The 24,139-nt window shown below is 73.8% G+C and carries 13 protein-coding genes; 6 read left to right on the forward strand and 7 right to left on the reverse strand.

The features are described 5' to 3' along the window. From AB0C22_RS31010 to AB0C22_RS31020, 3 genes are all read right to left on the reverse strand, one after another. Positions 1-7,286: SDR family NAD(P)-dependent oxidoreductase (locus AB0C22_RS31010; RefSeq protein ID WP_357538533.1), on the reverse strand; the 7,286-nt coding region annotated here is incomplete at its 3' end. A gap of 148 nt (positions 7,287-7,434) precedes the next feature. After that, positions 7,435-7,671: a ferredoxin gene (locus AB0C22_RS31015; RefSeq protein WP_208569137.1), complete on the reverse strand. Its 237-nt coding sequence runs from the start codon at positions 7,669-7,671 to the stop codon at positions 7,435-7,437. Then, complete coding sequence (locus tag AB0C22_RS31020) at positions 7,668-8,855, reverse strand: cytochrome P450 (RefSeq protein ID WP_208569136.1); 1,188 nt, start codon at positions 8,853-8,855, stop codon at positions 7,668-7,670. The genes AB0C22_RS31015 and AB0C22_RS31020 overlap by 4 nt, the downstream gene beginning before the upstream one ends. 357 nt (positions 8,856-9,212) lie before the next feature. On the opposite strand from AB0C22_RS31020, the gene AB0C22_RS31025 reads away from it, so the two are divergent. The 4 genes from AB0C22_RS31025 (at position 9,213) to AB0C22_RS31040 (ending at position 14,412) form a co-directional block, all read left to right on the forward strand. Continuing rightward, entirely contained in the window at positions 9,213-10,559 is a 1,347-nt protein-coding gene (locus tag AB0C22_RS31025) for a lysine 2,3-aminomutase (protein ID WP_219469141.1), read from the forward strand. A 28-nt stretch (positions 10,560-10,587) separates the two neighbouring features. Beyond that, positions 10,588-11,844 (forward strand): aminotransferase class I/II-fold pyridoxal phosphate-dependent enzyme, encoded by a 1,257-nt coding sequence (locus AB0C22_RS31030; RefSeq protein WP_357538536.1) that lies wholly within the window; start codon positions 10,588-10,590, stop codon positions 11,842-11,844. Positions 11,845-11,912: 68 nt separating this feature from the next. Further along, a complete protein-coding gene (locus tag AB0C22_RS31035) occupies positions 11,913-12,842 on the forward strand; it encodes an ACP S-malonyltransferase (RefSeq protein WP_357538538.1) in 930 nt (309 codons plus the stop codon). Between the two features lie 25 nt (positions 12,843-12,867). Further along, a complete protein-coding gene (locus tag AB0C22_RS31040; RefSeq protein ID WP_357538540.1) occupies positions 12,868-14,412 on the forward strand; it encodes an AMP-binding protein in 1,545 nt (514 codons plus the stop codon). A 304-nt stretch (positions 14,413-14,716) separates the two neighbouring features. Here the strand turns inward: AB0C22_RS31040 and AB0C22_RS31045 are convergent, their stop codons facing one another. Continuing rightward, entirely contained in the window at positions 14,717-16,312 is a 1,596-nt protein-coding gene (locus tag AB0C22_RS31045; protein WP_357538542.1) for a D-alanine--poly(phosphoribitol) ligase, read from the reverse strand. 158 nt (positions 16,313-16,470) lie between these two features. On the opposite strand from AB0C22_RS31045, the gene AB0C22_RS31050 reads away from it, so the two are divergent. Further along, positions 16,471-16,725 (forward strand): phosphopantetheine-binding protein, encoded by a 255-nt coding sequence (locus tag AB0C22_RS31050; RefSeq protein ID WP_088642125.1) that lies wholly within the window; start codon positions 16,471-16,473, stop codon positions 16,723-16,725. Positions 16,726-16,790: 65 nt separating this feature from the next. On the opposite strand, the gene AB0C22_RS31055 is transcribed toward AB0C22_RS31050, so the two are convergent. Next, the gene (locus AB0C22_RS31055) at positions 16,791-17,657 is read right to left on the reverse strand and encodes an aldo/keto reductase family oxidoreductase (RefSeq protein ID WP_357538544.1); all 867 of its coding nucleotides are present in this window, start codon (positions 17,655-17,657) and stop codon (positions 16,791-16,793) included. A 120-nt stretch (positions 17,658-17,777) separates the two neighbouring features. Between AB0C22_RS31055 and AB0C22_RS31060 the strand changes: the two genes are divergently transcribed. After that, positions 17,778-18,221 carry a helix-turn-helix domain-containing protein gene (locus AB0C22_RS31060; RefSeq protein ID WP_219469121.1) on the forward strand — a complete coding sequence of 148 codons (444 nt, stop codon included), beginning with the start codon at positions 17,778-17,780 and terminating at the stop codon, positions 18,219-18,221. 112 nt (positions 18,222-18,333) lie between these two features. On the opposite strand, the gene AB0C22_RS31065 is transcribed toward AB0C22_RS31060, so the two are convergent. Then, entirely contained in the window at positions 18,334-19,239 is a 906-nt protein-coding gene (locus tag AB0C22_RS31065) for a proline iminopeptidase-family hydrolase (protein WP_208569129.1), read from the reverse strand. A 23-nt stretch (positions 19,240-19,262) separates the two neighbouring features. Beyond that, positions 19,263-24,125, reverse strand: coding sequence for a type I polyketide synthase (locus AB0C22_RS31070; protein WP_357538546.1), 4,863 nt, complete (start codon positions 24,123-24,125; stop codon positions 19,263-19,265). Positions 24,126-24,139 lie beyond the last annotated feature (14 nt).

Below are 24,139 nucleotides of genomic sequence, written 5' to 3' on the forward strand. Positions count from 1 at the left end.
CCACACTCATTGACCCGCTCCGCAAACACCGGAGACGAATCCAACAACTCCACCGCCATCCCCACCCACTGCGAACCCTGCCCCGGGAACACGAAGACCACCCCGGAACCGCCCTGCAACAGGGTCGGCACCGCCGCCCCGGCGACCAGGGCGTCCGCGCCGGTCAGGAAGTCGGTGACGTCACCGACGACGACGGCCCGCCGGTCCAGTGCCGCCCGCCCCTTCGCCAGGGCGTACGCGAGGTCGCCCGGGTCGGTGGTGGCGGCGGCGACGGCCGCCCGGAGCTGGCCGGCCTGGGCGCGCAGCGCCTCCTCGGTCTTGGCCGAGAGCACCCACGGCAGCACGGCCGGCGGCGGGACGATCTCGCCCTCCAGCTCGACCGGCGGGGCCTCCTCGACGATGACGTGGGCGTTGGTGCCGCTGATGCCGAACGACGACACGCCCGCCCGGCGCGGCCGGTCCAGCGCCGGCCACGGCTGCGCCTCGGTGAGCAGCCGCACCTCGCCGGCCGACCAGTCGATCTGCGGGGACGGCTCGTCGGCGTGCAGGGTGCGGGGCAGCAGCCCGTTGCGCATCGCCAACACCATCTTGATCACACCGGCGACGCCGGCCGCGCCCTGGGTGTGGCCGATGTTCGACTTGATCGAGCCGAGCCAGAGCGGACGCTCACCCGGCCGGCCCTGCCCGTACGTGGCCAGCAGCGCCTGCGCCTCGATCGGGTCGCCGAGGGCGGTGCCGGTGCCGTGCGCCTCGACCGCGTCGACCTCGGTCGCCGGGATGCCACCGGCGGAGGCCAGGGCCTGCCGGATCACCCGCTGCTGCGACGGGCCGTTCGGGGCGGTCAACCCGTTGGACGCGCCGTCCTGGTTGGTGGCCGAGCCCCGGATCACCGCGAGCACCTGGTGGCCGTTGGCCCGGGCGTCGGAGAGGCGTTCCAGCAGCAACATGCCGGCGCCCTCACCCCAGCCGGTGCCGTCGGCCCCGGCCGCGAACGACTTGGACCGGCCGTCCTTGGCCAGGCCACGCTGACGGCTGAAGTCGATGAACGTGTCCGGGGTGGACATCACGGTGACGCCACCGGCCAGCGCGAGCGAGCACTCGCCGGCCCGCAGCGCCTGCACGGCCAGGTGGATCGCCACCAGCGACGACGAACAGGCGGTGTCGATCGACACGGCCGGCCCCTCCAGGCCGAGGGTGTAGGCGACCCGGCCGGAGACGATGCTGGCCAGGCTGCCGTTGCCCAGGTAGCCGGCCAGCTCGTCGGGCACCTGGTGCAGGCGCAGCGCGTAGTCGTGGTACATGACGCCGGCGAAGACACCGGTCGGGCTGCCCTTGAGCGAGGTCGGGTCGATCCCGGCCCGCTCCAGCACCTCCCACGACGTCTCCAACAGCAACCGCTGCTGCGGGTCCATCGCGATCGCCTCACGCGGGCTGATCCCGAAGAAGTCCGCGTCGAAGTCGGCCGCGTCGTAGAGGAAACCACCCTCCATCGAGTACGTCTTGCCGGGCTTGCCGGGCTCCGGGTCGTACATGCCGACCAGGTCCCAGCCCCGGTCGGTGGGGAACGGGGAGACCGCGTCAACGCCGCCCTCCAGCAGCTCCCACAGCTGCTCCGGGGTGGCCACCCCGCCGGGGAAGCGGCAGCTCATCGACACGATGGCGATCGGCTCCTGGGTGAACGAGGCCGACGCCAGCTCGGGCACCGCCACGTCCACGTCGGTGCCGAGCACGGTGGACACCACGAACTCGGCGAGCGCCACCGGGGTCGGGTAGTCGAAGACGAGGGTCGCCGGCAGTCGCAGCCCGGTGGCGGCGTTGAGCCGGTTACGCAGCTCCACCGCGGCCAGCGAGTCGAAGCCCAGCTCGTTGAAGGCGCGGCGGGGCTCGATCGCCTCCGCGCCGTCGTGGCCGAGCACGGCGGCGACGTGCGCGCGGACCAGGTCGAGGGTGACCCGGTCCCGTTCGGCGGGGGTGAGGCCGGCGAACTGCCGGGCCAGCCCCTGGGCGGCGTCCGCCGCGCCGGCCGCCTGCGCGGACCGGCGGGCCGGCAGCGGCACCAGGCCGCGCAGCAGCGCCGGCACCCCGTCGGGCCGGTTGCGCAGCGCGGTCAGGTCGACCCGGATCGGGGCGAGGACCGGTTCGTCGACCCCGAGCGCCGCGTCGAGCAGGGCCAGGTTCTCGGCCGGGCTGAGGCCGGGCATGCCGGAACGTTCGATGCGCTGCAACGCGGCGGCGTCCAACTGGCCGCCCATGCCGCTGTCACCGGTCCACAGCCCCCAGGTGAGGGCGACCACGGGCCGGCCCTCGGCCCGGCGGGAGGTGGCCAGCGCGTTGAGGGTGGCGTTCGCGGCGGCGTAGTTGCCCTGCCCGGCGCAGTCGAGCAGGCTCGCCAGGGAGGAGAAGAGCACGAACGCGGTCAGGTCGGCGTCGCGGGTCAACGCGTCGAGGTTGACCGCGCCGTCCAGCTTGGCCTTGAGCACCGCGTCGAGGCGCTGCGGGGTGAGCGAGCCGATCGTCGCGTCGTCGACGATGCCGGCGGCGTGCACCACCGCCCGCAGCGGCCGGTCGGCCGGGACAGCGGCGAGCAGCGCGGCCAGGGCGTCGGCGTCGGCCGCGTCACAGGCGGCCACCTCGACGCTCGCGCCTGCCGCTTCCAGCTCCGCGCGCAGCTCCGCCACACCGGCCGCCGCCGGGCCACGACGACTGGTCAACAGCAGATGGCGTACGCCGTGGTTGCCGGCCAGGTGCCGGGCCACGTGCGCGCCGAGCCCACCGGTGCCACCGGTGACCAGCACCGTGCCGTCGGTCGGCCAACGGCTGCCGGTGGTGGTGTCGGTGTCGGTGCCGGCCGGGGCGGTGGCGACCCGGGCCAGCCGGGGCACACTGATCTCCCCGTCGCGCAGCCGCAGCTCCGGTTCGCCGGTGGCCAGGGCGGCGGCCAGCAGTGACGTGGGGGCGTCGGCGAGCCGGACGGTGACGAACCGGTCCGGGTTCTCCGTCTGGGCGGCCCGCAGCAGACCCCAGACCGCCTCGGTGGCGAGGTCGTCGACCCGGCTGACGAAGACCAACCGGGTGCCGCCCAGCCGGGCGTCGGCCAGCCACTGCTGCAGCAGCGTCAACGCCCCGGCGGTGGCGGCCCGGACGTCACCGGTGCCGACGCCGACGAACGCGAAATCGGGGGCGGTGGCACCGGCGTCGATCGCGGCACCCAGCGCGGCCGGGTCGGCGTGCCGGGTGGCCGCGCCGATCCGCTCGTCGCCGAGCACCACCCAGCGGGGGGTGCCGGCCGGGGCGGGCCGGTGACCCAGCTTCGTCCACTCCAGGCGGAACAGCCGCTCGTGGTAGCCGCCCCGGGCGGCGGTGAGCTGGGCGGTGGAGACCGGCCGGGAGACGAACGACCGTACCGTGGCGACCGGTGCGCCGGTCGGGTCGGCGAGGACCACCGACACGCTGTCCCCGGCCGCGGGGGCGATCCGGACCCGCACCTCGGCCGCGCCGGCGGCGTGCAGGGTGACGTCGCTCCACGCGAACGGGATGCGTACCTCGTCGTCGGTGGGCTCGCCGCGACGGGCGGCGTCGATGGCGTGCAGGGCGGCGTCCAGCACCGCCGGGTGCAGGCCGAACCGGGCCGCGTCGGCCCGGCTGTCGGCGGGGAGCGCGACCTCGGCGTACACCTCGGGGCCGCGTCGCCAGACGGCCTTGAGGCCCTGGAAGACCGGGCCGTAGCCGTAGCCCTGGCCGGCCAGCTCGGCGTAACCGCCGGTCAGGTCGACCGGGCGGGCGTCGCGCGGCGGCCACTCGGTCAGCGGCTGCCCGGCGTCGGCGGCCTGCGGGGCGAGGAAACCGCTGACGTGCCGGGTCCAGAGCTGGTCGTCCGGGTCGGACCCGTCGGGCCGCGAGTAGACGGCCACCGGGCAGCGGCCGGCCGGGTCGGCGGCGCCGACGACGACCTGGAGGGCGACGCCGTGCTCGTCGAGCGCCAGCGGAGCCTCCAGGGTCAGCTCCTCCACGGTGGGGCAGCCGACCTGGTCGCCGGCGCGGATCGCCAGCTCCACGAAGGCGGTGCCGGGCAGCAGGGCCACCCCGGAGATGGTGTGGTCGGCCAGCCACGGGTGGCTGCGCAGCGACACCCGCCCGGTGAGCACCACCCCGTCGCCGCCGGCCAGACCGACGACCGCGCTGACCAGCGGGTGCCCGGCGGCGAGCTGACCGAAGCCGGTCGCGTCGGCGCTGCCACCGCCGGATTCCATCCAGAACCGGCGACGCTGGAACGGGTACGTGGGCAGCGCGACCCGGCGGGCCCCGCGCGCGGCGAAGAAGCCCGTCCAGTCCACCGGCACCCCCCGCACGTGGGCGCGGGCGACGGCGGCGACGACGTCGGTCTCCTCGTCGTGGTCGGCGCGCAGCAGCGGGGCGAAGACCGCATCGGCGTCGTCGTCGAGGCAGGCCGGACCCATCGCGGAGAGCACCCCGGCCGGACCGAGTTCGAGGAAGGTGGTGACCCCCTCGTCGGCCATCGCCCGGACCGCGTCGGCGAACCGGACGCTGTCGCGCACGTGCCGCACCCAGTAGTCGGGGTCGCACAGTTCACCGGCGAGCACCGGCCGGCCGGTGACCGTGGAGACGACCGGGATGGTCGGCGGGCGGTACGTGAGCACGTGCGCCAGCCGGCCGAACTCGGCGAGCATCGGCGTCATCAGCGGCGAGTGGAAGGCGTGACTGACCTTCAGCCGCTTGGTCTTGTGCCCGGCGGCGGCGAGGGCGGCGACCACCTCCAGCACGGCGTCCTCGTCGCCGGAGACCACCATCGAGGTGGGGCCGTTCACCGCGGCGAGGCCCACCTGCGCCTCCCGGCCGGCCAGCAGCGGACGGAGCTGCTCCTCGGTGGCCTGCACCGAGATCATCGTGCCCTCGGCGGGGAGTTGCTGCATGAGCCGGCCCCGGGCGGCGACCAGCAGGGCGGCGTCCTCCAGGGAGAGCACCCCGGCGACGTGGGCGGCGGCCAGCTCACCGATCGAGTGCCCGGCGAGCAGGTCCGGACGGACCCCCCACGACTCCAGCAGCCGGAACTGGGCGACCTCCACCGCGAACAGCGCGCACTGGGTGTAGGCGGTCTGGTCGAGCAGGGCCGCCTCGGCGGTGCCGGGCTCGGCGAACAGCACGTCGGCCAGCGGCACGTCCAGTTGCAGGTCGAGCCAGCCGCAGGCGTCGTCGAACGCGGCGGCGTAGACCGGGTAGCTGCGGTACAACTGCCGTCCGGCGCCGAGCCGCTGACTGCCCTGACCGGTGAAGAGGAAACCGAGTCCACCGCCGTCGGCCTGCCCCAGGTGTACGCCGGGCACGCTGCCGCCGGCGGCGAGGGCGGCCAGGTCCCGGACGACACCCGCCCGGTCCCGGGCCACCAGCACCGCCCGGTGCTCCAGGGCGGTCCGGGTGGTGGCCAGCGAATAGGCGACGTCGAGCAGCTCCGGGGCGTCCCCGTCGGTGTCCACGACCGCCAGCAGCGCGGCGGCCTGGTCGCGCAGCGCCGTCCCGCTCCGGGCGGAGAACACCACCGGCAGCACCTCGCTGGGCAGCTGCGGTACGTCGGTGACGGTCTCGTCGTCGACCGCGGGGGGTTCCTCGACGATGACGTGCGCGTTGGTGCCGCTGACCCCGAACGAGGAGACCCCGGCGCGGCGCGGCCGGCCCGCGGCGTCCCACTCGCGGGCCTCGGTGAGCAGCGCGACGGTGCCGGCGGACCAGTCCACGTTGGGGGTGGGCGCGTCGACGTGCAGGGTACGCGGCAGCACCCGGTGCCGCATCGCCATCAGCACCTTGATCACCCCGGCGACCCCGGCGGCGGCCTGCGAGTGACCGATGTTGGACTTCAGCGAGCCGAGCCACAGCGGCCGGTCGGCGGGGCGTTCCCGGCCGTAGGTGGCGATGATCGCCTGCGCCTCGATGGGGTCGCCGAGCCGGGTGCCGGTGCCGTGCGCCTCGACCAGGTCGACGTCGGCGGGGGCCAGGCCGGCCGACGCCAGCGCGGACATGATCACCCGCTGCTGGGACGGCCCGTTCGGGGCGGTCAACCCGTTGGACGCGCCGTCCTGGTTGATCGCCGAGCCCCGGATCACCCCGAGCACCCGGTGGCCGTTGCGGCGGGCGTCGGAGAGCCGCTCCAGCACCAGGATGCCGACGCCCTCGGCCCAGCCGGTGCCGTCGGCCGCCGCCGCGAACGGCTTGCACAGCCCGTCCGGGGCGAGCCCACGCTGCCGGCTGAACGCGGTGAACGCGCCCGGGTGCACCATCACCGCGACGCCACCGGCCAACGCGGTGGTGCACTCCCCACGCTGCACCGCCTGGCAGGCCAGGTGCAGGGCGACCAGCGAACCCGAGCAGGCGGTGTCCACGGTCAACGTCGGGCCCTCGAAGCCGAACGTGTAGGCGAGCCGGCCGGACACCACGCTCGGCGCGTTGCCGGTGAGCAGGTAGCCGTCCAGGCCCTCCGGGGCCTCGTGCAGCCGGGGGCCGTACTCCTGCGGTTCGGCGCCGATGAAGACACCGGTCTGGCTGCCGCGCAGCGACGCCGAGTCGATGCCGGCGTCCTCCAACGCCTCCCAGGCGGTCTCCAGCACCAGCCGCTGCTGCGGGTCCATCGTCATCGCCTCGCGGGGGCTGATGCCGAAGAAGTCCGCGTCGAACTCGGCCGCGCCCTCCAGGAAACCGCCCTGGCGCACGTAGGTCTTGCCGGGCTTGCCCGGGTCCGGGTCGTAGAGCCCGTCGGTGTCCCAGCCCCGGTCGGTCGGGAAGTCGGAGATCACGTGCCGGCCCTCGAAGACCAGCCGCCACAGGTCGTCGGCGGAGGTGCTGTGCCCCGGGTAGCGGCAGCCGATGCCGACCACGGCGATCGGCTCGTCGTCGGCGGCGGGCCGGCGCAGCGGCGCGGCGACCGGCGCGGGCGCGGCGTCCCCACCGAGCAGCGTGCGCAGCAACCGCCCGACCGCCTGCGGCGTCGGGTGGTCGAAGACCAGGGTGACCGGCAGGTCCAGGCCGGTGGCGACGGTGAGGCGACGGTGCAGCTCCACTGCGGCGAGCGAGTCGAAGCCCAGGTCGCGGAACGGGCGGCCCGGCTCGACGGCGTCCGGGCCGTCCGGCAGCACGGTCCGCAGCACGTCACGGGCCTGCTCCCGGACCAGGGCGGTGAGCGCCCGGCCCTGCTCCTCGGCCGTGCGGCCCTCCAGCCGTCGCCGCAGTGCCGACAGCGCGTCGGGCTCGGCACCGGTGGGGTTCACGGACTCGCTCATGGCACGCTCCACTAGGTCTCCGGGTTCGACGCCCGGCTCGGTGTGTCGGCTTGCGGCGCCCGATCACGGCAAGGCCGCCGCGACCGGTAGGGGGGACCGGTCGCGGCGGCCTCGCGGCGACCGGTGGGTTCACCGGTCGGGGCGGTGGTTACTCCTCGGGCGCGAGCAGCGCGCCGGAGGCGGCGTCGCGCACGGTGATCGCCGACATCGGGCACATGTCGGCGGCGTCGATGACCGCCTCGTCGGGCGCGGTCTCCGGGGCCAGGGCGGACGCCTTGCCGGCCCGGATCTCGATCTGGCGGGGGGCCGCGCCGGCGCAGACCCCGGTACCGATGCAGGCGTCCCGGTCGACGGTGACCGTCCAGCGGGTGTCCACGGTGGTCACCAGGCCACCAGCAGCTTGTTCGGGCCCCGGACCAGCTGGCCGGACTTCCACGACACGCCCGCGTCGCCGTCGGCCAGGCTCAGCTCGGGGAACCGGTCCAGGACCGTGTGCAGGGCCACCTGGAGTTCCATCCGGGCGAGCTGCGCGCCGAGGCAGTGGTGCGGGCCGTGGCCGAACGCGACGTGCGGGTTCTGCTCGCGGGTGAAGTCGAAGGTCTCCGGGTTGTCGAAGATCTCCGGGTCCCGGTTGGCGCCGGGCAGCGAGACCAGCACCGGCTCCCCGGCGCGGACGGTGATCCCGCTCAGCTCGATGTCCTCCACCGCGTAGCGGGGGAACATCGCGGCCGGGTTCAGCGGGATCATCCGCAGCAGTTCCTCCACGGCCGCCGGCACCAGGCTCCGGTCGGCGCGCAGCTGCGCCATCAGCTCCGGGTTGGTGAGCAGCGCGTAGACGAAGTTGGGGATGTGGGTGGAGACCGTCTCGACGCCGGTGAGCAGCAGCCCGACCCCGGCGATCGAGAGCAGCTCCTGCTCGGTCAGCCGGTCGCCCTCGTCGCGGGCCTTGACCAGCGCGCCGAGCAGATCGTCGGTGGGCTGCTCACGGCGCTGGGCGACCAGCTTGCCCATGTAGCCGAACAGCTGCTCGGCATAGACCATCAGCTGCTCGCTGGTGCTGGTCAGCCCCTCGGTCCAGATCCGGAACTGGGCCCGGTCCTCGAACGGCACCCCGAGCAGCTCGCAGATGACGGTGATCGGGTACGGCAGGGCGAACAGCTCGACCAGGTCACCCGGGGAACCCTTGGCGATCATCTCGTCGACGTACTCGTTGGCGATGCGCTGGGCGCCCTCGCGCATCTCGTTGACCCGGCGCGCGGTCAGCGCCTTGCCGGCGAGCTTGCGCAGCCGGGTGTGGTCCGGCGGGTCGAGGCCGATGATGCCCTCGTAGGTCATCTCCTCGCGGGTACGGGGCTGGTCCTTGCCCTGCGCCGCGGCCCGGCTGAACCGCGGGTCGGTCAGCACGGTCTTGACGTCCTCGTACCGGGTGGCGAGCCAGGACACCTCGCCGTACGGCAGTTGCACCCGGGCCAGCGGCTCGGTGCTGCGCAGCAGCCCGTAGACGGGGTCGATGTCGATCCCGGGCGCCTCGCTGAACGGATATTTACGGATCTCCTGATCGATCGTCACGGAGCACTCCCTCGGGTCGCACCGGGCGCACGTGATCCGGCGCCGGCATCGATGTCTGCACGGCCGCTCGGTGCGGTACGGCGTATCCGGGCGACACGCCGGGCGCCGGCCGGACCAGGCGAGGGATACGTAATCAGGAAAGGAAATCCACCTACACCCCCGCGACGCCCCTAGCCTCCCCCTACCAGCGGCGCTAAGGGGCGGCTCTGGGGTTCCGCTAGGGGTCCCGGCGGACGGGCCGCCACTAGCGTGGGGGCGAGGCAACGCGCTGTTGACCGTCGAGCGATTCTCGCGGGCGCGCACCGGTGATTGAGTCACGCCACGTCGGTGGGCGCAACCCCCCATGGAGGATGGTTGATGTCCCTGCTCGTTTCCACGACCGCCGATCCGGGGCGGTTCCACTCCTTCGGGCCGCACCACATCGATGAGCTGGGCGCCCGGTACGGATTGTCGGCCGACAATCTGCACGCGGTCCGCACCATTTCCCAGGTGCTGCCCTTCCGGGTCAACGAGTACGTCCTGTCGCACCTGATCGACTGGGACCGCATCCCGGACGACCCGATCTTCCGGCTGGTGTTCCCGCAGCGCGGCATGCTCGCCGCCGACGACGAGCGGGTCGTCGGCGACCTGCTGCGCGCCGGTGACCGCAAGGGGCTGCGCGGTGAGGTGGCCCGGATCAGGGCCGGGCTCAACCCGCACCCGTCCGGGCAGCAGCAGCACAACGTGCCCAGCCTGGACGGTCAGGAGTTGCCGGGCATGCAGCACAAGTACCGGGAGACGGTGCTGTACTTCCCGCAGCAGGGGCAGACCTGCCACGCGTACTGCACCTACTGCTTCCGGTGGGCGCAGTTCGTCGGGGACGCCGACCTGCGGTTCGCCGCGCCCGGCCCGGAGCAGTTGGTGCGCTACCTGCACCGGCACCCGGCGGTGACCGACGTGCTGGTCACCGGCGGCGACCCGATGATCATGTCGACGGAGCGGCTGCGCAGCCACGTGGAGCCGCTGCTGGCGGTGGACACGGTGCGCACCATCCGGTTCGGCACCAAGGCGGTCGCCTACTGGCCGTACCGGTTCGTCTCCGACAGCGACGCCGACGACCTGCTGCGGCTGTTCGAGCAGGTCGTCGCGTCGGGTCGCAACGTCGCGGTGATGGCGCACTTCAGCCACCCCCGGGAGTTGGCCACCGAGGTCGCCACCCGGGCCATCGCCCGGATCCGGTCGACCGGGGCGGTGGTCTACTGCCAGGCCCCGCTGATCCGCTACGTCAACGACGACGCCCGCGCCTGGAGCGAGATGTGGCGGGCCGAACTGGCCGTCGGCGCGGTGCCCTACTACATGTTCGTCGAGCGGGACACCGGTCCCCGCGACTACTTCCAGGTGCCGCTGACCCGGGCCGCCGACATCTTCCGCACCGCGTACCAGGATCTGCCCGGGCTGGCCCGGACGGTGCGCGGGCCGGTCATGTCGGCCACCCCCGGCAAGGTGCTGGTCGACGGCGTCGAACGGACCCCGGACGGCGACTTCTTCCAGCTCCGGTTGATCCAGGCCCGCGACCGGCGGCTGGTCGGCCGGCCGTTCCGGGCCCGCTGGTCGGCCGACGCGGCCTGGCTGAGCGACCTGGAGATCGACCCGGCTGCCCCGGCGGACATCCTCGCCGCCGTCAGCCCCAGCGCGGCCCGCCCCGGCGCGGCCGTCACCGCCTGAACACCCACCGACCCGAAGGGAGCTGGCGATGGCCGGCCGGAAGATCTCGCCCAACCTCGCACTCGACCAGTTGGTCGCGCAGCGCATCGCCGCAGGCGAGTCCATCGTGCACCTGGGCTTCGGCGAGTCCCGGCTGCCGGTGTTCGCGCCGCTGCGGCGGGCGCTGACCGAGGGCGCCGACCGCAACGCGTACGGGCCGGTGGTGGGTGACCCGGACACCCGGGACGCGGTGGCCGGGTACTTCTCCCGTCGCCGGCTGCCCACCGAGGCGGACCAGGTGATCATCGCGCCGGGCAGCAAGCCGCTGCTGATGGCCCTGCAACTGGTAGTCGGCGGGGACACCATCGTCGCCGCGCCGAGCTGGGTCACCTACGCCCCGCAGGCCCGGCTGGCCGGCAAGACCGTACTGGGGGTGCCGATCCCGGAGTCGTGCGGTGGGGTGCCCGACCCGGCGGCGCTGCGGGAGACGATCCACGCCGCCCGGGTGCTCGGCCACGACCCGCGCATCCTGGTGCTCACCTCGCCGGACAACCCGACCGGCACGCACGCCCCGGACGACCTGGTCCGGGAGTTGTGCGCGATCGCCGAGGAGGAGGACCTGCTGATCGTCTCGGACGAGATCTACCGGGACATCCTGCACACCCCGGGCACGGACCTGCTCTCCCCCGCCGAGGTCGCCCCGAGGCGGACCGTGGTGCTCACCGGGCTGAGCAAGAACCTGGCGCTCGGCGGTTGGCGGATCGGCGCGGCCCGGTTCCCGGCCGGCGGGTGGGGTGAGCGGATCCGCGCCGACGTGGCGGCGGTGGCCAGCGAGATCTGGTCCACCCTCGCCGGGCCGATGCAGTCGGTGACCCGGTACGCCTTCGCCGAGCCGCCGGAGATCCGCGAGCGGCTCACCGAGGACGCCGCACTGCACGGCGCGGTGGCCGGCGCGGTGCACCGGATCATGGTGGAGGCGGGTGCCACCTGCCGGCCGCCGACCGGCGCGTTCTACGTCTACCCGGACTTCGCGCCGCTGCGCGAGCCGCTGGCCGAGCAGGGCATCACCGACGGCGCCACCCTGCAGCGCCACCTGCTGGAGGAGCTGGGCGTGGCGGTGCTGTCCGGCCACCACTTCGGCGACCGGCCGGAGGCGCTGCGGTTCCGCGCCGCCACCAGCATGCTCTACGGCGACACCCCGGAGCAGCAGCGGCAGACCCAGACCGCCGCCGACCCGCTGACGGTGCCGCACGTCGCCGACGCGCTGGTCCGCATCGAGCAGGCTTTGGCCAAGCTCCCCCGGTGACCTGCCCGCCCGGCTCCCCCGCCGACCGTGCCCGCGCCGGTCGGCCCCCGACGACAAGGACGCCCCAGATGACCAGCGCCATCGTCTTTCCCGGGATGGGCCCGTGCGACTTCGCCGACGTCGCGAAGTTCATGCTCATCGACCGGGACGCCCGCGAGTTGCTCGCCGCAGCCAGCGACGCCCTGGACTACGACCTGTTCGCCCGCTACCGCGACAGCGACAGCGACTACTCCGAGTACGCCCAGGTGGCCTTCCTGGTCAACTGCGTGGCGCTGGCCCGCTGGGCGGAACGGACCATGGACCTACGGCCGGACCTGATCGCCGGGCCCAGCTTCGGTGGCAAGGCCGCCGCCGTGTTCAGCGGCGCGCTGGACTTCGCCGAGGCGGTCCGGATGACGGCGCGGCTGTCCCGGATCGAGACGGAGTACTTCACCGCCGAGCAGCGGGGCGTGGTGACGATGTCGTTCGTCCGTACCCCGGCCGAGCGGCTGCGGGAGATCCTCGCCGAGCTGGACGAGGCCGGCGAGTGGTACGAGATCTCCTGCTACGTCGACACCGACTTCTGGATGGTGACCCTGCACGAGGGGCGCACCGACTGGTTGGCGCAGCGGCTGCGGGCCGGCGGCGGGCTGCCGTTGTACGTGATGGACCCGCCGCTGCACGCCGCCGCGTTCCAACCGCTGCGCGACCGGGTGGAGGCGGAGCTGTTCGGGTCGCTGCACTTCACCGATCCGCAGATCCCGGTCGTCGCCGACCAGGACGGCACGGTACGCACCACCGCCGACGGCGTACGGACCATGCTGCTCGACGGGATCGTCACCCCGGTGCGCTGGCCGGCGGTGGTCGCCACGTTCCAGCAGTCCGGGGTGCAGACGGTGCACGTCTGCGGGCCGGACCGGCTCTGGGGCCGGGTTGGCGCGACCGTCCGCAACTTCCGGACCACCATCGTGGACCCGCGGCGGGCGATGCGGCCGATCCGTCGCGCCGTGGCCGCCTGAGCGCCGGCAGAGCACGGAGGACGAGATGACCCAGCACACCGACTACGCCCTGCACGGCCGGTTCCTCCAGGGGCTGGCCGCCGCACCCCGGGCCACCGCCCTGCACCTGCCGACCGGTCCGGTCAGCTACGAGGAGCTGCACACCACCGCGCTGCGCTGGGCCGGGGCGTTGGCCGCCGGCCCGGACGGGCCGCCCCGGGTGGTCGGCATCCTCGCCGGCAAGACCCTGGAGTCGTACGCCGGGCTGCTCGCCACCCTGTACCTCGGCGCGACCGCCGTGCCGCTGCACCCGGAGTTCCCGGCGGCCCGGACGGCGGGGATGCTCACCGCGTGCGGGGTCTCCGTCCTGCTGCTCGACGACGCCGGGCTGGCGGTCCGGGCGGAGATGGGTGACGCGGTCGCCGGGGTGCCGGTGTTCGCGCCGGTGGTGGACCCGCGCGGCAGCGGCACCGGGCTGCGGCTGCCGGTGGTCGGGGCGACGCCACTGGCCGCGCCCCGCCCCGCCCGCCCGGACAACGTGGCCTACGTGCTGTTCACCTCCGGCTCGACGGGGCGGCCCAAGGGGGTGCCGATCACCCACGGCAACCTGCGGCACTACTTCTCCGTGCTGGACGACCGGTACGACTTCGGGCCGGACGACCGGTTCTCCCAGTCGTTCGACCTGAACTTCGACTGCGCGATGTTCGACCTGTTCTGCGCCTGGGGCGCGGGGGCGAGCGTGCACCCGGTGCCGCCGGCGGCCTACCGGGACGTGCCGGCGTTCGTCGCCGAGCGGGGCCTGACCGTGTGGTTCTCCACCCCGAGCGCGATCACCCTGGTCCGGCGGACCGGTCGCCTCGGTGCGGCGGCGATGCCGTCGCTGCGGTGGAGCTTCTTCGCCGGGGAGGCGCTGCACGCCGCCGACGCGGTGGACTGGCAGGCGGCGGCCCCCGGGTCGACGTTGGAGAACATCTACGGCCCGACCGAGCTGACCGTGACGATCACCGGGCACCGCTGGTCGCCGGAGACCTCGCCGGGGCTCTGCGTCAACGGCCTGGTCCCGATCGGGACGCTGCACGACGGGCACGACGGGGTGCTGCTCGACGCCGACGGCGCGGCCAGTGAGGTGGAGGGGGAACTCTGCATCACCGGCCCGCAGCTCACCCCCGGTTATCTCGATCCGGCCGACGACGAGGGCCGGTTCCTGGTCCGTGACGGGCGGCGCTGGTACCGCACCGGGGACCGGGTCCGGCGGTTGGAGAACAAGGAGCTGATCTATCTGGGGCGGCTCGACTCGCAGGTGCAGGTGCACGGGTGGCGGGTGGAGCTGGCCGAGATCGAGCACGCCCTGCGCGGCTGCCCCGGCATCGAGGACGCGGTGACCGTGGCCCGTTCCGGGGCCGGCGGCACCGAGCTGGTGGTCTTCTACACCGGGGAGCGGACCGCCCCGGCCGAGCTGTCCCGGCAGCTGCGGCAGATCCTGCCCAAGGGGATGCTGCCGCGTTCGTATCGGCACGTGCCGGAGTTCCCGTTGAACTCCAACCGCAAGGTGGACCGGGCCCGGCTGGCCCGCGAGGCCGCCGAACACTGATCCGCACCCACCTCCCCCACTCTCTCTGCCTTCACTTACCCTCCCTGCCTTCACCCACCCTCCCCGGCCCGGACCACTCCGGGCCGGGGATCTCCATGATCGACACAGTTTCGTGGTTGTAGTGGCATCGGAACGCTCGGATGCCACTACAGCCATGAAACTGCGCGCGCAGCGACGGCAGCGGGCGGCGGGCGGCAGGGCGGCGGCCGGCGGGCGGCAGGGCGGCGGCGCAGGAAACCGGCGTGGGAAACCCCTGGCCGGTCCCCCTCCTGAAGGGACCGGCCAGGGGTCGTCGGGGTGCGGGTCAGCGCTGGGCGGGCTGTCCGGCTCGCTCGGCGAGGGCCCGCCGGTCGATCTTGCCGTTGGCGTTGACCGGCAGCTCGTCGATGACCCGGACCTGTTGCGGCACCATGTAGTCGGGCAGCGCCTCCAGGCAGAACGCGCCCAGCTCCATCTCCTCCACGCCGGTGACGCCCTCGTCGAGCACCACGAACGCGGCCAGCACCGGGTCCTTGCCCTCCTGCGGCAGCATCAGCGCGGCGGCCCCGGTGATGCCCGGGAACTCCCGGACCCGGCGCTCCACCTCGCCCAGCTCGACCCGGTTGCCGCGCACCTTGACCAGGGAGTCGGCCCGGCCGGTGAAGTAGAGTTCGCCACCCTCGCCCCGGTAGGCCAGGTCGCCGGTGCGGAAGACCACCTGCCCGGTGGCCGGGTTGAGCGGGTCGGGCACCAGCGCGGCGGCGGTCGCCTCCGGGTCGTTCCAGTAGCCGTGGAACAGGGCGGCGCTGCGCAGGTGGATCTGGCCGATGACACCCGGGGAGTCGACCGGCCGGCCGTCCTCGTCGATCAGCAGCATCTCCGCGCCCGGGTGGGCGTGGCCGATGGAGATCCGGTCGGCGTCGTCGGGCAGCGGGTTCGGCACGTCGGTGAAGGACGCGGCGATGGACTCGCTGCTGCCGAAGCAGTTGACCACCCGGGCGTGCGGCAGGGCACGTTGCAGCTCCCGCATCTCGGGCAGGGGGAAGTTCTCGCCTGAGTAGAGCACCCCGCGGATCTGCTCGCCGAGCGCGGCCAGCCCGGCGAACTCGTGCCGCAGCACCCCCCGCCAGATCGACGGCACCCCGTTGACCTGGGTGGCGCCGCTGTCGGCGAGGAACTGCACGAAGCGGCGCGGCCAGCGCAGCAGCGAGCGGGGCACCGGCACCACGGCCGCGCCACTGCCCAGCGCCAGGCCGATGTCGAGCAGCGAGAAGTCGAACTGCAACGGCGAGGTGGTGGCGACCCGGTCCTCGGCGGAGACGATGCCGTGCCGCAGCATCCCCCGGAAGAAGGCGAGCACGCCCCGGTGGCTCATCACCACGCCCTTGGGTCGTCCGGTGGTGCCCGACGTGAAGATCATGTAGGCCGGGTCGGTGGGCACCAGTTCCCGGCGGTGCCGGGTGCGCGGCGCGGGCGTCCGCTCGACCTGGATGCCGTCCGGGCCGAACCGGGCGGTGCCCAGCGACGCGGGTACGCCGTCGCGGCGGCCGTCGACGGGTTGCAGGTGCAGCGCGGCGGCGGTGCTCTCGGCGATCAGCGCGAGCCGCTGGGCGGGGGTCTCCGGGCTGACCGGGATGAACGTCAGGCCCAGCGAGGAGCAGGCCAGGAAGGCCGCGATGGCGGTCGGGGTGGTGTCCGACTCCAGGATCACCCGGTCGCCGATGTCGAGGCCGAGTTCGTCGAGGGCGGCGGCGTAGCCGTCCACCCGCTGGGCGAGCTGACGGTACGAGATGGAGCCGACCTCGCCGCCGACGGCCTGGATGACGGCCGGCTTGTCGGGCGTCAGCCGGGCACCCGCCAACAGGAACTCGTGCAGCGTCTCCACGGAGGCGTGCGTGCGCGCGAAGTTCTCTCGACTCATGGCCGGAGCGTATCGGCGGCCCTGCCGGCCCCCACCCGCATCGACCCCCCTAACGACCCCTTACCCGGGCCGGCCGGCGGCTGGGGAATTGCCGGGTCGTCAGCCCCCGGGGGGCGTTGTTAGCGTCTTCTCACCCTGCACCGGAAGGAATCGCGGACATGTGGGATCAACGGTTCGAGGCCATCCTGCGCCAGCACCTGCCCTTCCTCGACCCCGAGGAGACGCTGCTGGCCGGCACCAGCCTGCGCGACTCCGGCCTGGACTCCCTCGCCATGGTCGAACTGCTGGCCACCCTGGAGAGCGAGTACGACGTGCGCTTCGTCGACGAGGCGATGTCGATGGAGACGTTCGCCACCCCGCAGACGCTGTGGAGTGTGCTGACCGACATGCGTGGCGTGCCCGCTCCCGTGTGAGCGGCACCCGTTCCGGACAGTGCCCGTGACCGGTCTGGTCACGGGCACTTTTCGTGGTTCTCCGGTCAGCGTCCGATCGCGTCCAGTGCGGCGAGGTCGTCGGCGGTGAGCGTCAGCCCCGCCCCGGCGACGTTCTCCCGCAGGTGCGCCACCGACGAGGTGCCGGGGATGAGCAGGATGTTGGGTGAGCGCTGCAACAGCCAGGCCAGGGCGACGGCCATCGGCGTCGCGTCCCGGCGGGCGGCCACGGCCGACAGCGCCGCGGACTGCAACGGGCTGAACCCACCCAGCGGGAAGTACGGCACGTAGGCCACCCCCTGTCCGGCGAGCCGGTCGATCAGCGCGTCGTCCTGCCGGTAGGCCAGGTTGTAGAGGTTCTGCACGCACACGATCGGGGCGATCGACTGTGCCTCGGTGACCTGCTCGGGCGTCACGTTGCTCACCCCCAGGTGCCGGATCAGGCCCTTGTGCTGGAGTGCGACGAGCGCCTCGAGCGGCTCGGCGAGGGAGCCGGCCCGGGGCCCCGTGGCGTCACCGAGCCGGAGGTTGACCAGGTCCAGGGCCTCGACGCCGAGGTTGTCCAGGTTCTCCTCGACGGCCCGGCGCAGTTGCTCCGGCTCCCGCGCGGCAGGCCAGCCGCCCTGCGCGTCCCGGGTCGCGCCGACCTTGGTCACCAGGTGCAGCCTTTCGGGGTACGGGTGCAGGGCCTCGCGGATCAGCCGGTTGGTCACGTGCGGCCCGTAGGCGTCGCTGGTGTCGATGTGCGTGATGCCGAGGGCGACGACTTCCCGCAGGACGGCCAGCGCCGCGTCCGGGTCGGCGGGCGGTCCCATCACCCCGGGGCCGGCGAGTTGCATGGCGCCGTAGCCGAACCGGGTGACGGTCAGGTCGCCCAGCGTCCAGGTGCCGCCGGGCAGAGAGCGGGTGAGCATGTGGTTACCTCGGCCTTCATGGTCAACGGAGTGGTACCCGACCACTATCGGTGAGGTAGCTTTCTGGAGGGAAGTAGGCACCTGAAAGTGCGTAGCAAACCGACTGCGGGAGGACCGGCGATGACCACGAGGACGGCGGCCGAGCGCCGGGCGGAGACGGCGGTGGCGTACGACGCGTTCGTGGCGCAGTGTCCCAGCCGGGAGCTGCTCGCCCGGATCTCCGACAAGTGGGTCGCGCTGGTGCTGGCCGCGCTGCGCACCGACGGGTCGCACCGGTTCGGCGCGGACTGCGCCGGCACTCCCCGGCCGATGCGCTACTCGGAGCTGTCCCGCCTGCTGGCCGGGGTCAGCCAGAAGATGCTCACCCAGACGCTGCGCACCCTGGAACGCGACGGCCTGGTCAGCCGTACCGCGACGGCGACCGTGCCGGTCACGGTCACCTACGAGCTGACCGACCTCGGCTTCTCCCTGCACGAGACGATGCGGGCCCTCAAGAGCTGGGCCGAAACGCATCTGGACGAGGTGCACGCCCACCGCGCGACGTACGACGCCCGGCCCGCCTGAGCCGGACGCCGCCCCGACCGGACCGGCGGCCCGGCCCGGGTCGGATCGGCCCGGATCGACCCGGGTCGGCCGGACGTCGTCGAGCATGCGCCGCCGGTCGTCCCGGGCCGGTTCAGAGCTTGTCGAGGAACTGGGTGAGGACCTCGGTGAACCGCTCCGGGGTCTCCAGGTGGGGCAGGTGGCTGGCCCCCTCGATGATCTCCCAGTGGGCGCCGGGGACGAGGTCGTGGAAGGGGCGCACCGCGGCCGGGGTGACCTCGTCGTACTCGCCGCTGATGACCAGGGTCGGGGTGTCGATCTGCGGCAGCCGGTCGAGCAGCGAGTAGTCGCGCAGCGTACCGGTGATGTGGAACTCGCTGGGCCCGTTCATCGCGTGGTAGACGGTCGGATCGCCGTTGATCTCCATGAAGGTGGCCATCAGCTCCGGCGGCAGCGGCTTACGCCGACACACGTGCCGCTGGTAGAAGACCATCATCGCGGCCGTGTACGCCTGGCTGCCGGTGGTGCCGGCGGCCTCGTGCCGGCGCAGCGTCGCGTCCACGCCGGGCGGCAGCGCGGCCCGCAGCACGTCCAGTTCCGGCAGCCACAGCGGGTACGACGCGGGCGCGTTGGCGATCACCACGCCGCGCAGCCCGGCGGGCCGGTCGGCGGCGTGGGCCGCCGCCAGCACCCCGCCCCAGGACTGCCCGAACAGCACGTACTCCTCGGCGATGCCGAGCCGGCGCAGCAGGTTGTCCAGTTCGGCGAGGAACAGCTCCACGGTCCAGAAGTCGGCGCCCCGGCCCCGCAGGTGGGTGGAGCCGCCGTTGCCGAGCTGGTCGTAGTGCACCACCGGCCGGCCGGAGCGGCTCAGCTCGGCCAGGTTGAGCAGGTAGTCGTGGGTGCTGCCGGGGCCGCCGTGCAGCACCACCAGCGGTGGCCGGTCGCCGTGCAGCTCGCCGGTCACCCGGTACCAGGTCCGGTGCTCGCCGAACTCGACGGTGCCCTTGGTGGTCGGTGCCAGTGTCATGTCGTCCACTCCCGCTGTCGTCACGGCGCGCGTCACTGCGCGATCCAGTCCCGTACCACCTCGGCGGTCGTGCCGACCCGACCCTCCATCATGGTGAAGTGGTCGCCGGGCACCTCCCGGAGCGTGTGCGGGGTTTCCCAGGTGGCCCGCCACCCGTCGTCGTCGCCGCCGGCCACGATGGACTCCTGCGGCCGGACGAAGAGCACCGGCGTGTCGATCGCCTCCACCGGGCAGCTCTGCAGCAGCCGGACGTAGCGGCCCATCGCCGACAGCCGGGCGCTGCTGAACTCGCCGAAGGTGGCCTCCCGGTCCAGCAGCGAGTCGAGCATGTGGGTGAAGAACGTCGCCGTGGTGCTGCCGGTGGTGAGGTAGGTGTCGAGCAGCACCACCCCGGCCGGGCCGTGCCCCTGCCGCTCCAGCTCACCGGCGGTGGCGTGGGCGAACAGGCCGCCGGAGGAGTATCCGACGATGACGTACGGCCCCTGCTCGGCGATCGGGCGGACCATCTCGGCGAAGACCCGTACCGCCGCGTCGGCGGAGGCGGGCAGGCTCTCGTCCCGGCCGAAACCGGGCACCGGCAGGGTCCACACGTCCCGGGTGCCACCGAACTCGGCGGTGAACCGGGCGTACTGCTGGTCGCCGCCGAGCGCCATCGGCGACGGGAAGCAGATGATCGCCGGCCCCTGGTCGCCCCGGGCGAGCCGGCGCGGGGCGGGGACCTGCGGCAGGTCGGCCGGCCCGTCGAAGGTGGGCCGGATGTCGGCCACCGCGTACAGCAGGGACAGGCCCTGCTGTACCCGGCCGCTCTTGACGGCGGTGCGGAACAGCGCGCTCATCGTGTCGGCGGCGGCGTCGGGCGTGCCGGCCCGTTCCTCGGCCGGTGGCGCGGCCAGTTCGGTGCGCAGCAGCGCGGCGAGTTCGTCGACGCTGCCGTGGTCGAAGACCACCCCGGTGGCCAGCCGCAGCCCGGTCGCCTCGTTGAGGGCGTTGCGCAGCTCCATCGCGGTGAGCGAGTCGAAGCCCAGCTCGACGAAGCGCAGCGCCGGGTCGAGGTCGTCGGGGCGGCCGTGCCCGAGCACGGTCGCGGCGCGCGAGCGCACCAGGTCGGCCAGCAGCGCCTGCTGGCCGTCGCCGTCCAGCCCGCCGAGGGTACGCCGCAGCGCCGCCGGGTCGGGTCGGTTCGTCCCCGGGGTGCTACGCCGGGCCGGGGTGACCAGGGCGCGCAGGATCGGCGGCACCTCGTCCCCCGCCGGGGTGCGCAGGTCGGCCTTGACCGGGACGAGCACCGCCTCGGTACGGGCCAGCGCCGCGTCGAGCAGCGCCAGTCCCTCCGCGGCGGACACCGGTTGCACCCCGCCCCGCGACATCCGGGCCCGGTTGGTGCCGCCGAGGTCGTCGGCCATCCCGCCGCCGGCCCACGGCCCCCAGGCCAGGGACTGGGCGGGCAGCCCGGCGGCCCGGCGGGCGCTCGCCAGCGCGTCGAGGAACGCGTTCGCCGCCGCGTAGTTGCCCTGCCCCGGCCCGCCGAGCACGCCGGCCGCCGAGGAGAACAACACGAACGCGGTGAGCCCCGCGTCCCGGGTCAGCTCGTGCAGGTGGGTGGCCGCGTCGACCTTGGGGCGCAGCACCGCGTCGAGGCGGTCCCGGGTCAGCGCCGGGATGATCCCGTCGTCGAGCACCCCGGCGGCGTGCACCACCCCGGTCAGCGGGTGCCCGGCGGGCACTGCGGCGAGCAACCTGGCGACCGCGTCCCGGTCGGCCAGGTCGCAGGCGGCCACGGTGACCTCCGCCCCGCGGGCGGTGAGGTCGTCGCGCAGCGCGGCCATCCCGTCGGCGTCGGGGCCGCGCCGGCTGGCCAGCAGCAGGTGCCGCACCCCGTACGCGTCGACCAGGTGTCGGGCGACGAGCCGGCCGAGGGTGCCGCCGGCACCGGTGAGCAGCACGGTGCCACCGTCGGTGAAGGCGCTGCCGGGGGTGCCGTCGGGCCCGGCGGCGGGCACCAGCCGGGCGGCGTGCGCGACGCCCTCGCGGACCACCAGCTGCGGTTCGCCACCGGCCAGCACCGCCGGGAGGAGCTGGGCGGACCCGTCGTGGTCGTCGAGGTCGACCAGGACGATCCGACCCGGGTTCTCCGACTGGGCGGACCGGACCAGACCCCAGGCCGCCGCGGCGGCGGGCTCGGTGACCCGGTCACCCTGCGCGCCGTGGGTGAGCACCAGCAGCCGGGACGACGCCAGCCGTTCGTCGGCGAGCCAGCCCTGGAGCAGGGTGAGCAGTTGACCGGTGGTGTGCCGGGCACCGGCCGCGAGGTCCCGGGAGTCGGGTTGCACGCTGGCGACCAGCACCACGTCCGGTACGGTCCCGCCCGCGTCGAGGGTGGCGGTGAGGGCGGTCAGGTCGGGGTGGGTCTCGGCGAGCAGGCCGACGGTGTCGAGCGCGGCGGCCACCTTGAACTCGTCGACGCCGACCAGTGCCCAGCGACCGTCGGCCGGGGTGGTGGGCAGCGGCACCGGGGTCCAGTCGATCCGGTAGAGGTGTTCCTGCCGGCCGGTGCGGGCGGCGGCGAGCTGACCCGCGTCGATCTCCCGCAGCACCAGCGAGTCGACCCGGGCGACGGGTGCGCCGGTCTCGTCGGTGAGGGTGAGGGCGACCTCGTCGGGGCCGGCCGGGGTGACGGTGAGCCGCAGCGCGGCGGCACCGGTGGCGTGGACGGTGATCCCGCTCCAGGAGAACGGGACGCCGGGCCGCCCCTCGCCCCGGCTCAGCCCGATGGCGTGCAGCGCCGCGTCGAACAGGGCCGGGTGCAGGTGGAACCGGTCGGCGTCGAGCACGTCGGCGGGGAGCGCGATCTCGGCGTACACCTCGTCACCGTGCCGCCAGGCGGCCCGCAGGCCCTGGAAGACCGGTCCGTAGACCAGTCCGGCGTCGGCCATCCGCTCGTAGAGCCCGTCGACGTCGACGGGGGTGGCGGCGGCCGGCGGCCAGGCGGTCGCCGGGTCGGCCGGTGGGTCGGCGGGGGCCGGGGTGAGCAGGCCGGTGGCGTGCCGGGTCCACGGTGCGTCCCGGTGCCGGGAGTAGACGGTGACCTGTCGGCCGCCGTCGTCGCCGGGCCCGCCGACGGCCACCTGCACCTGCACGCCGTCGTCGTCGGGGACGACCAGCGGGGCCTGGAGGGTGAGTTCGGCAAGCCGGCCACAGCCGACCTGGTCCCCGGCCCGGAGGGCGAGTTCGACCAGCCCGGTGCCGGGCAGCACGATCGTGTCGCCCAACATGTGCTCGGCCAGCCACGGCTGGGTACGCCGGGACAGCAGTCCGGTGGCGATCAGCCCGTCGGTGTCGGGCAGGGTGGTGACGGCCGACAGCAGCGGGTGCTCGGCGTCGAGCAGCCCGGCGGCGGTGACGTCCCGCTCCGCCCCGGTGTCCTGCATCCAGTAGTGCTGGTGTTGGAAGGCGTAGGTGGGCAGGTCGACGGTCCGGCCGCCGGGGTTGACGGCCGCCCAGTCGAGGTCGACACCGCTGATCCACGCCTGCGCCATCCCGGTGGCGTACGCGGTGACCTGGTCCCGGTCACGGCGCTGCAACGCGATGGTCACCGCGTCGTCGACGCTGTCGGCCACCATCGCGGTCAGCACACTGTCCGGCCCGATCTCCACGAACCGGGTCACCCCACGGGCCGCGAGAGCGGCCACCGCGTCGGCGAACCTGACCGTGCCCCGCACCTGACCCTGCCAGTACCCGACCGAACCCAACTCCTCGTCGGTGACGAGATCACCGGTCGCGGTCGACACCAGCGGGATGCCCGCCGGACTGGCGGTGACCCCGTCGAGGACCTGCCCGTAGTCGGCGAGCATCGGGTCCATCAGGTGCGAGTGGAACGCATGCGAGACCCGAAGCCGACGCGTCTTCACCTCAAGGGAGGCTTCCAACGCGGCGACCTGCTCCTCCGTGCCGGACACGACCACCGCACGAGGACCGTTCACCGCCGCCACGTCCACGTCACCCAGATCCAACTCCGCCAACGGGGCGGCGATCGCCAACATCGCCCCACCGGCCGGAAGGGCCTGCATCAACCCACCACGCGCCGCCACCACCCGACACGCATCCGCCAACGACCACACCCCCGCGACATGCGCGGCGGCAAGTTCACCGATCGAATGACCCGCCACGAAGTCCGGCTTGAGACCCCACGACTCCGCCAGACGGAACAACGCCACCTCAACCGCGAACAACGCCGGCTGCGTCCAGCCGGTCTGGTCCAGGAGACCGTCCGGGTCGGTGAACATCACCTCCCGCAGATCACCACCCAGCAACGGCCCGAACGCCGCACACACCTCATCCAGAGCCTGCGCGAACACCGGGAAAGCCGCCGCCAGGTCACGACCCATCCCCACCCGCTGCGCACCCTGACCGGTGAACAGCACGGCGGTGCGACCGGTGGTGATCCGGCCGGACAGGCCGGCCCCGGTGGTCAGGGCCTCCAGGCCGGTGGCGAGGTCGTCGGCGGAGCTGCCGAGGACGACACCCCGGTGGTCCAGGGCGGCCCGAGCGGCGGCCAGGGAGTGTCCGATGTCGACAGGTCGTTCGTCGGTGAGGAAGTCGCGCAGCCGGGCCGCCTGGGCGGTGAGGCCGGCGGTGGAGCGGCTGCCCAGCGGCCAGAGCACCACGGCGGGTGCCGGCGTCGACTCGGGTGCCGCGACGGGCTGCGGGTACTCCTCGACGATGACGTGGGCGTTGGTGCCGCTGATGCCGAACGACGACACCGCCGCCCGACGCGGACGACCGTCGGCGGGCCACTCGACCGCCTCAGTCGCAAGCCGCACCTCACCCGCCGACCAGTCCACGTGCGGACTCGGCGCATCCACGTGCAACGTCCGCGGCACCACCCCGTACCGCATCGCCAACACCATCT

Origin of the sequence: Micromonospora sp. NPDC048894, from assembly GCF_040649765.1 — a bacterium.
Lineage (GTDB): Bacteria > Actinomycetota > Actinomycetes > Mycobacteriales > Micromonosporaceae > Micromonospora > Micromonospora antibiotica.

Excerpts from the sequence above, each read along its gene's own strand:
- AB0C22_RS31025 (WP_219469141.1), top strand. The coding sequence starts at position 9,213 with ATGTCCCTGCTCGTTTCCACGACCGCCGATCCGGGGCGGTTCCACTCC.
- AB0C22_RS31030 (WP_357538536.1), top strand. The coding sequence starts at position 10,588 with ATGGCCGGCCGGAAGATCTCGCCCAACCTCGCACTCGACCAGTTGGTC.
- AB0C22_RS31035 (WP_357538538.1), top strand. The coding sequence starts at position 11,913 with ATGACCAGCGCCATCGTCTTTCCCGGGATGGGCCCGTGCGACTTCGCC.
- AB0C22_RS31040 (WP_357538540.1), top strand. The coding sequence starts at position 12,868 with ATGACCCAGCACACCGACTACGCCCTGCACGGCCGGTTCCTCCAGGGG.
- AB0C22_RS31045 (WP_357538542.1), bottom strand. The coding sequence starts at position 16,312 with ATGAGTCGAGAGAACTTCGCGCGCACGCACGCCTCCGTGGAGACGCTG.
- AB0C22_RS31050 (WP_088642125.1), top strand. The coding sequence starts at position 16,471 with ATGTGGGATCAACGGTTCGAGGCCATCCTGCGCCAGCACCTGCCCTTC.
- AB0C22_RS31055 (WP_357538544.1), bottom strand. The coding sequence starts at position 17,657 with ATGCTCACCCGCTCTCTGCCCGGCGGCACCTGGACGCTGGGCGACCTG.
- AB0C22_RS31060 (WP_219469121.1), top strand. The coding sequence starts at position 17,778 with ATGACCACGAGGACGGCGGCCGAGCGCCGGGCGGAGACGGCGGTGGCG.
- AB0C22_RS31070 (WP_357538546.1), bottom strand. The coding sequence starts at position 24,125 with ATGCGGTACGGGGTGGTGCCGCGGACGTTGCACGTGGATGCGCCGAGT.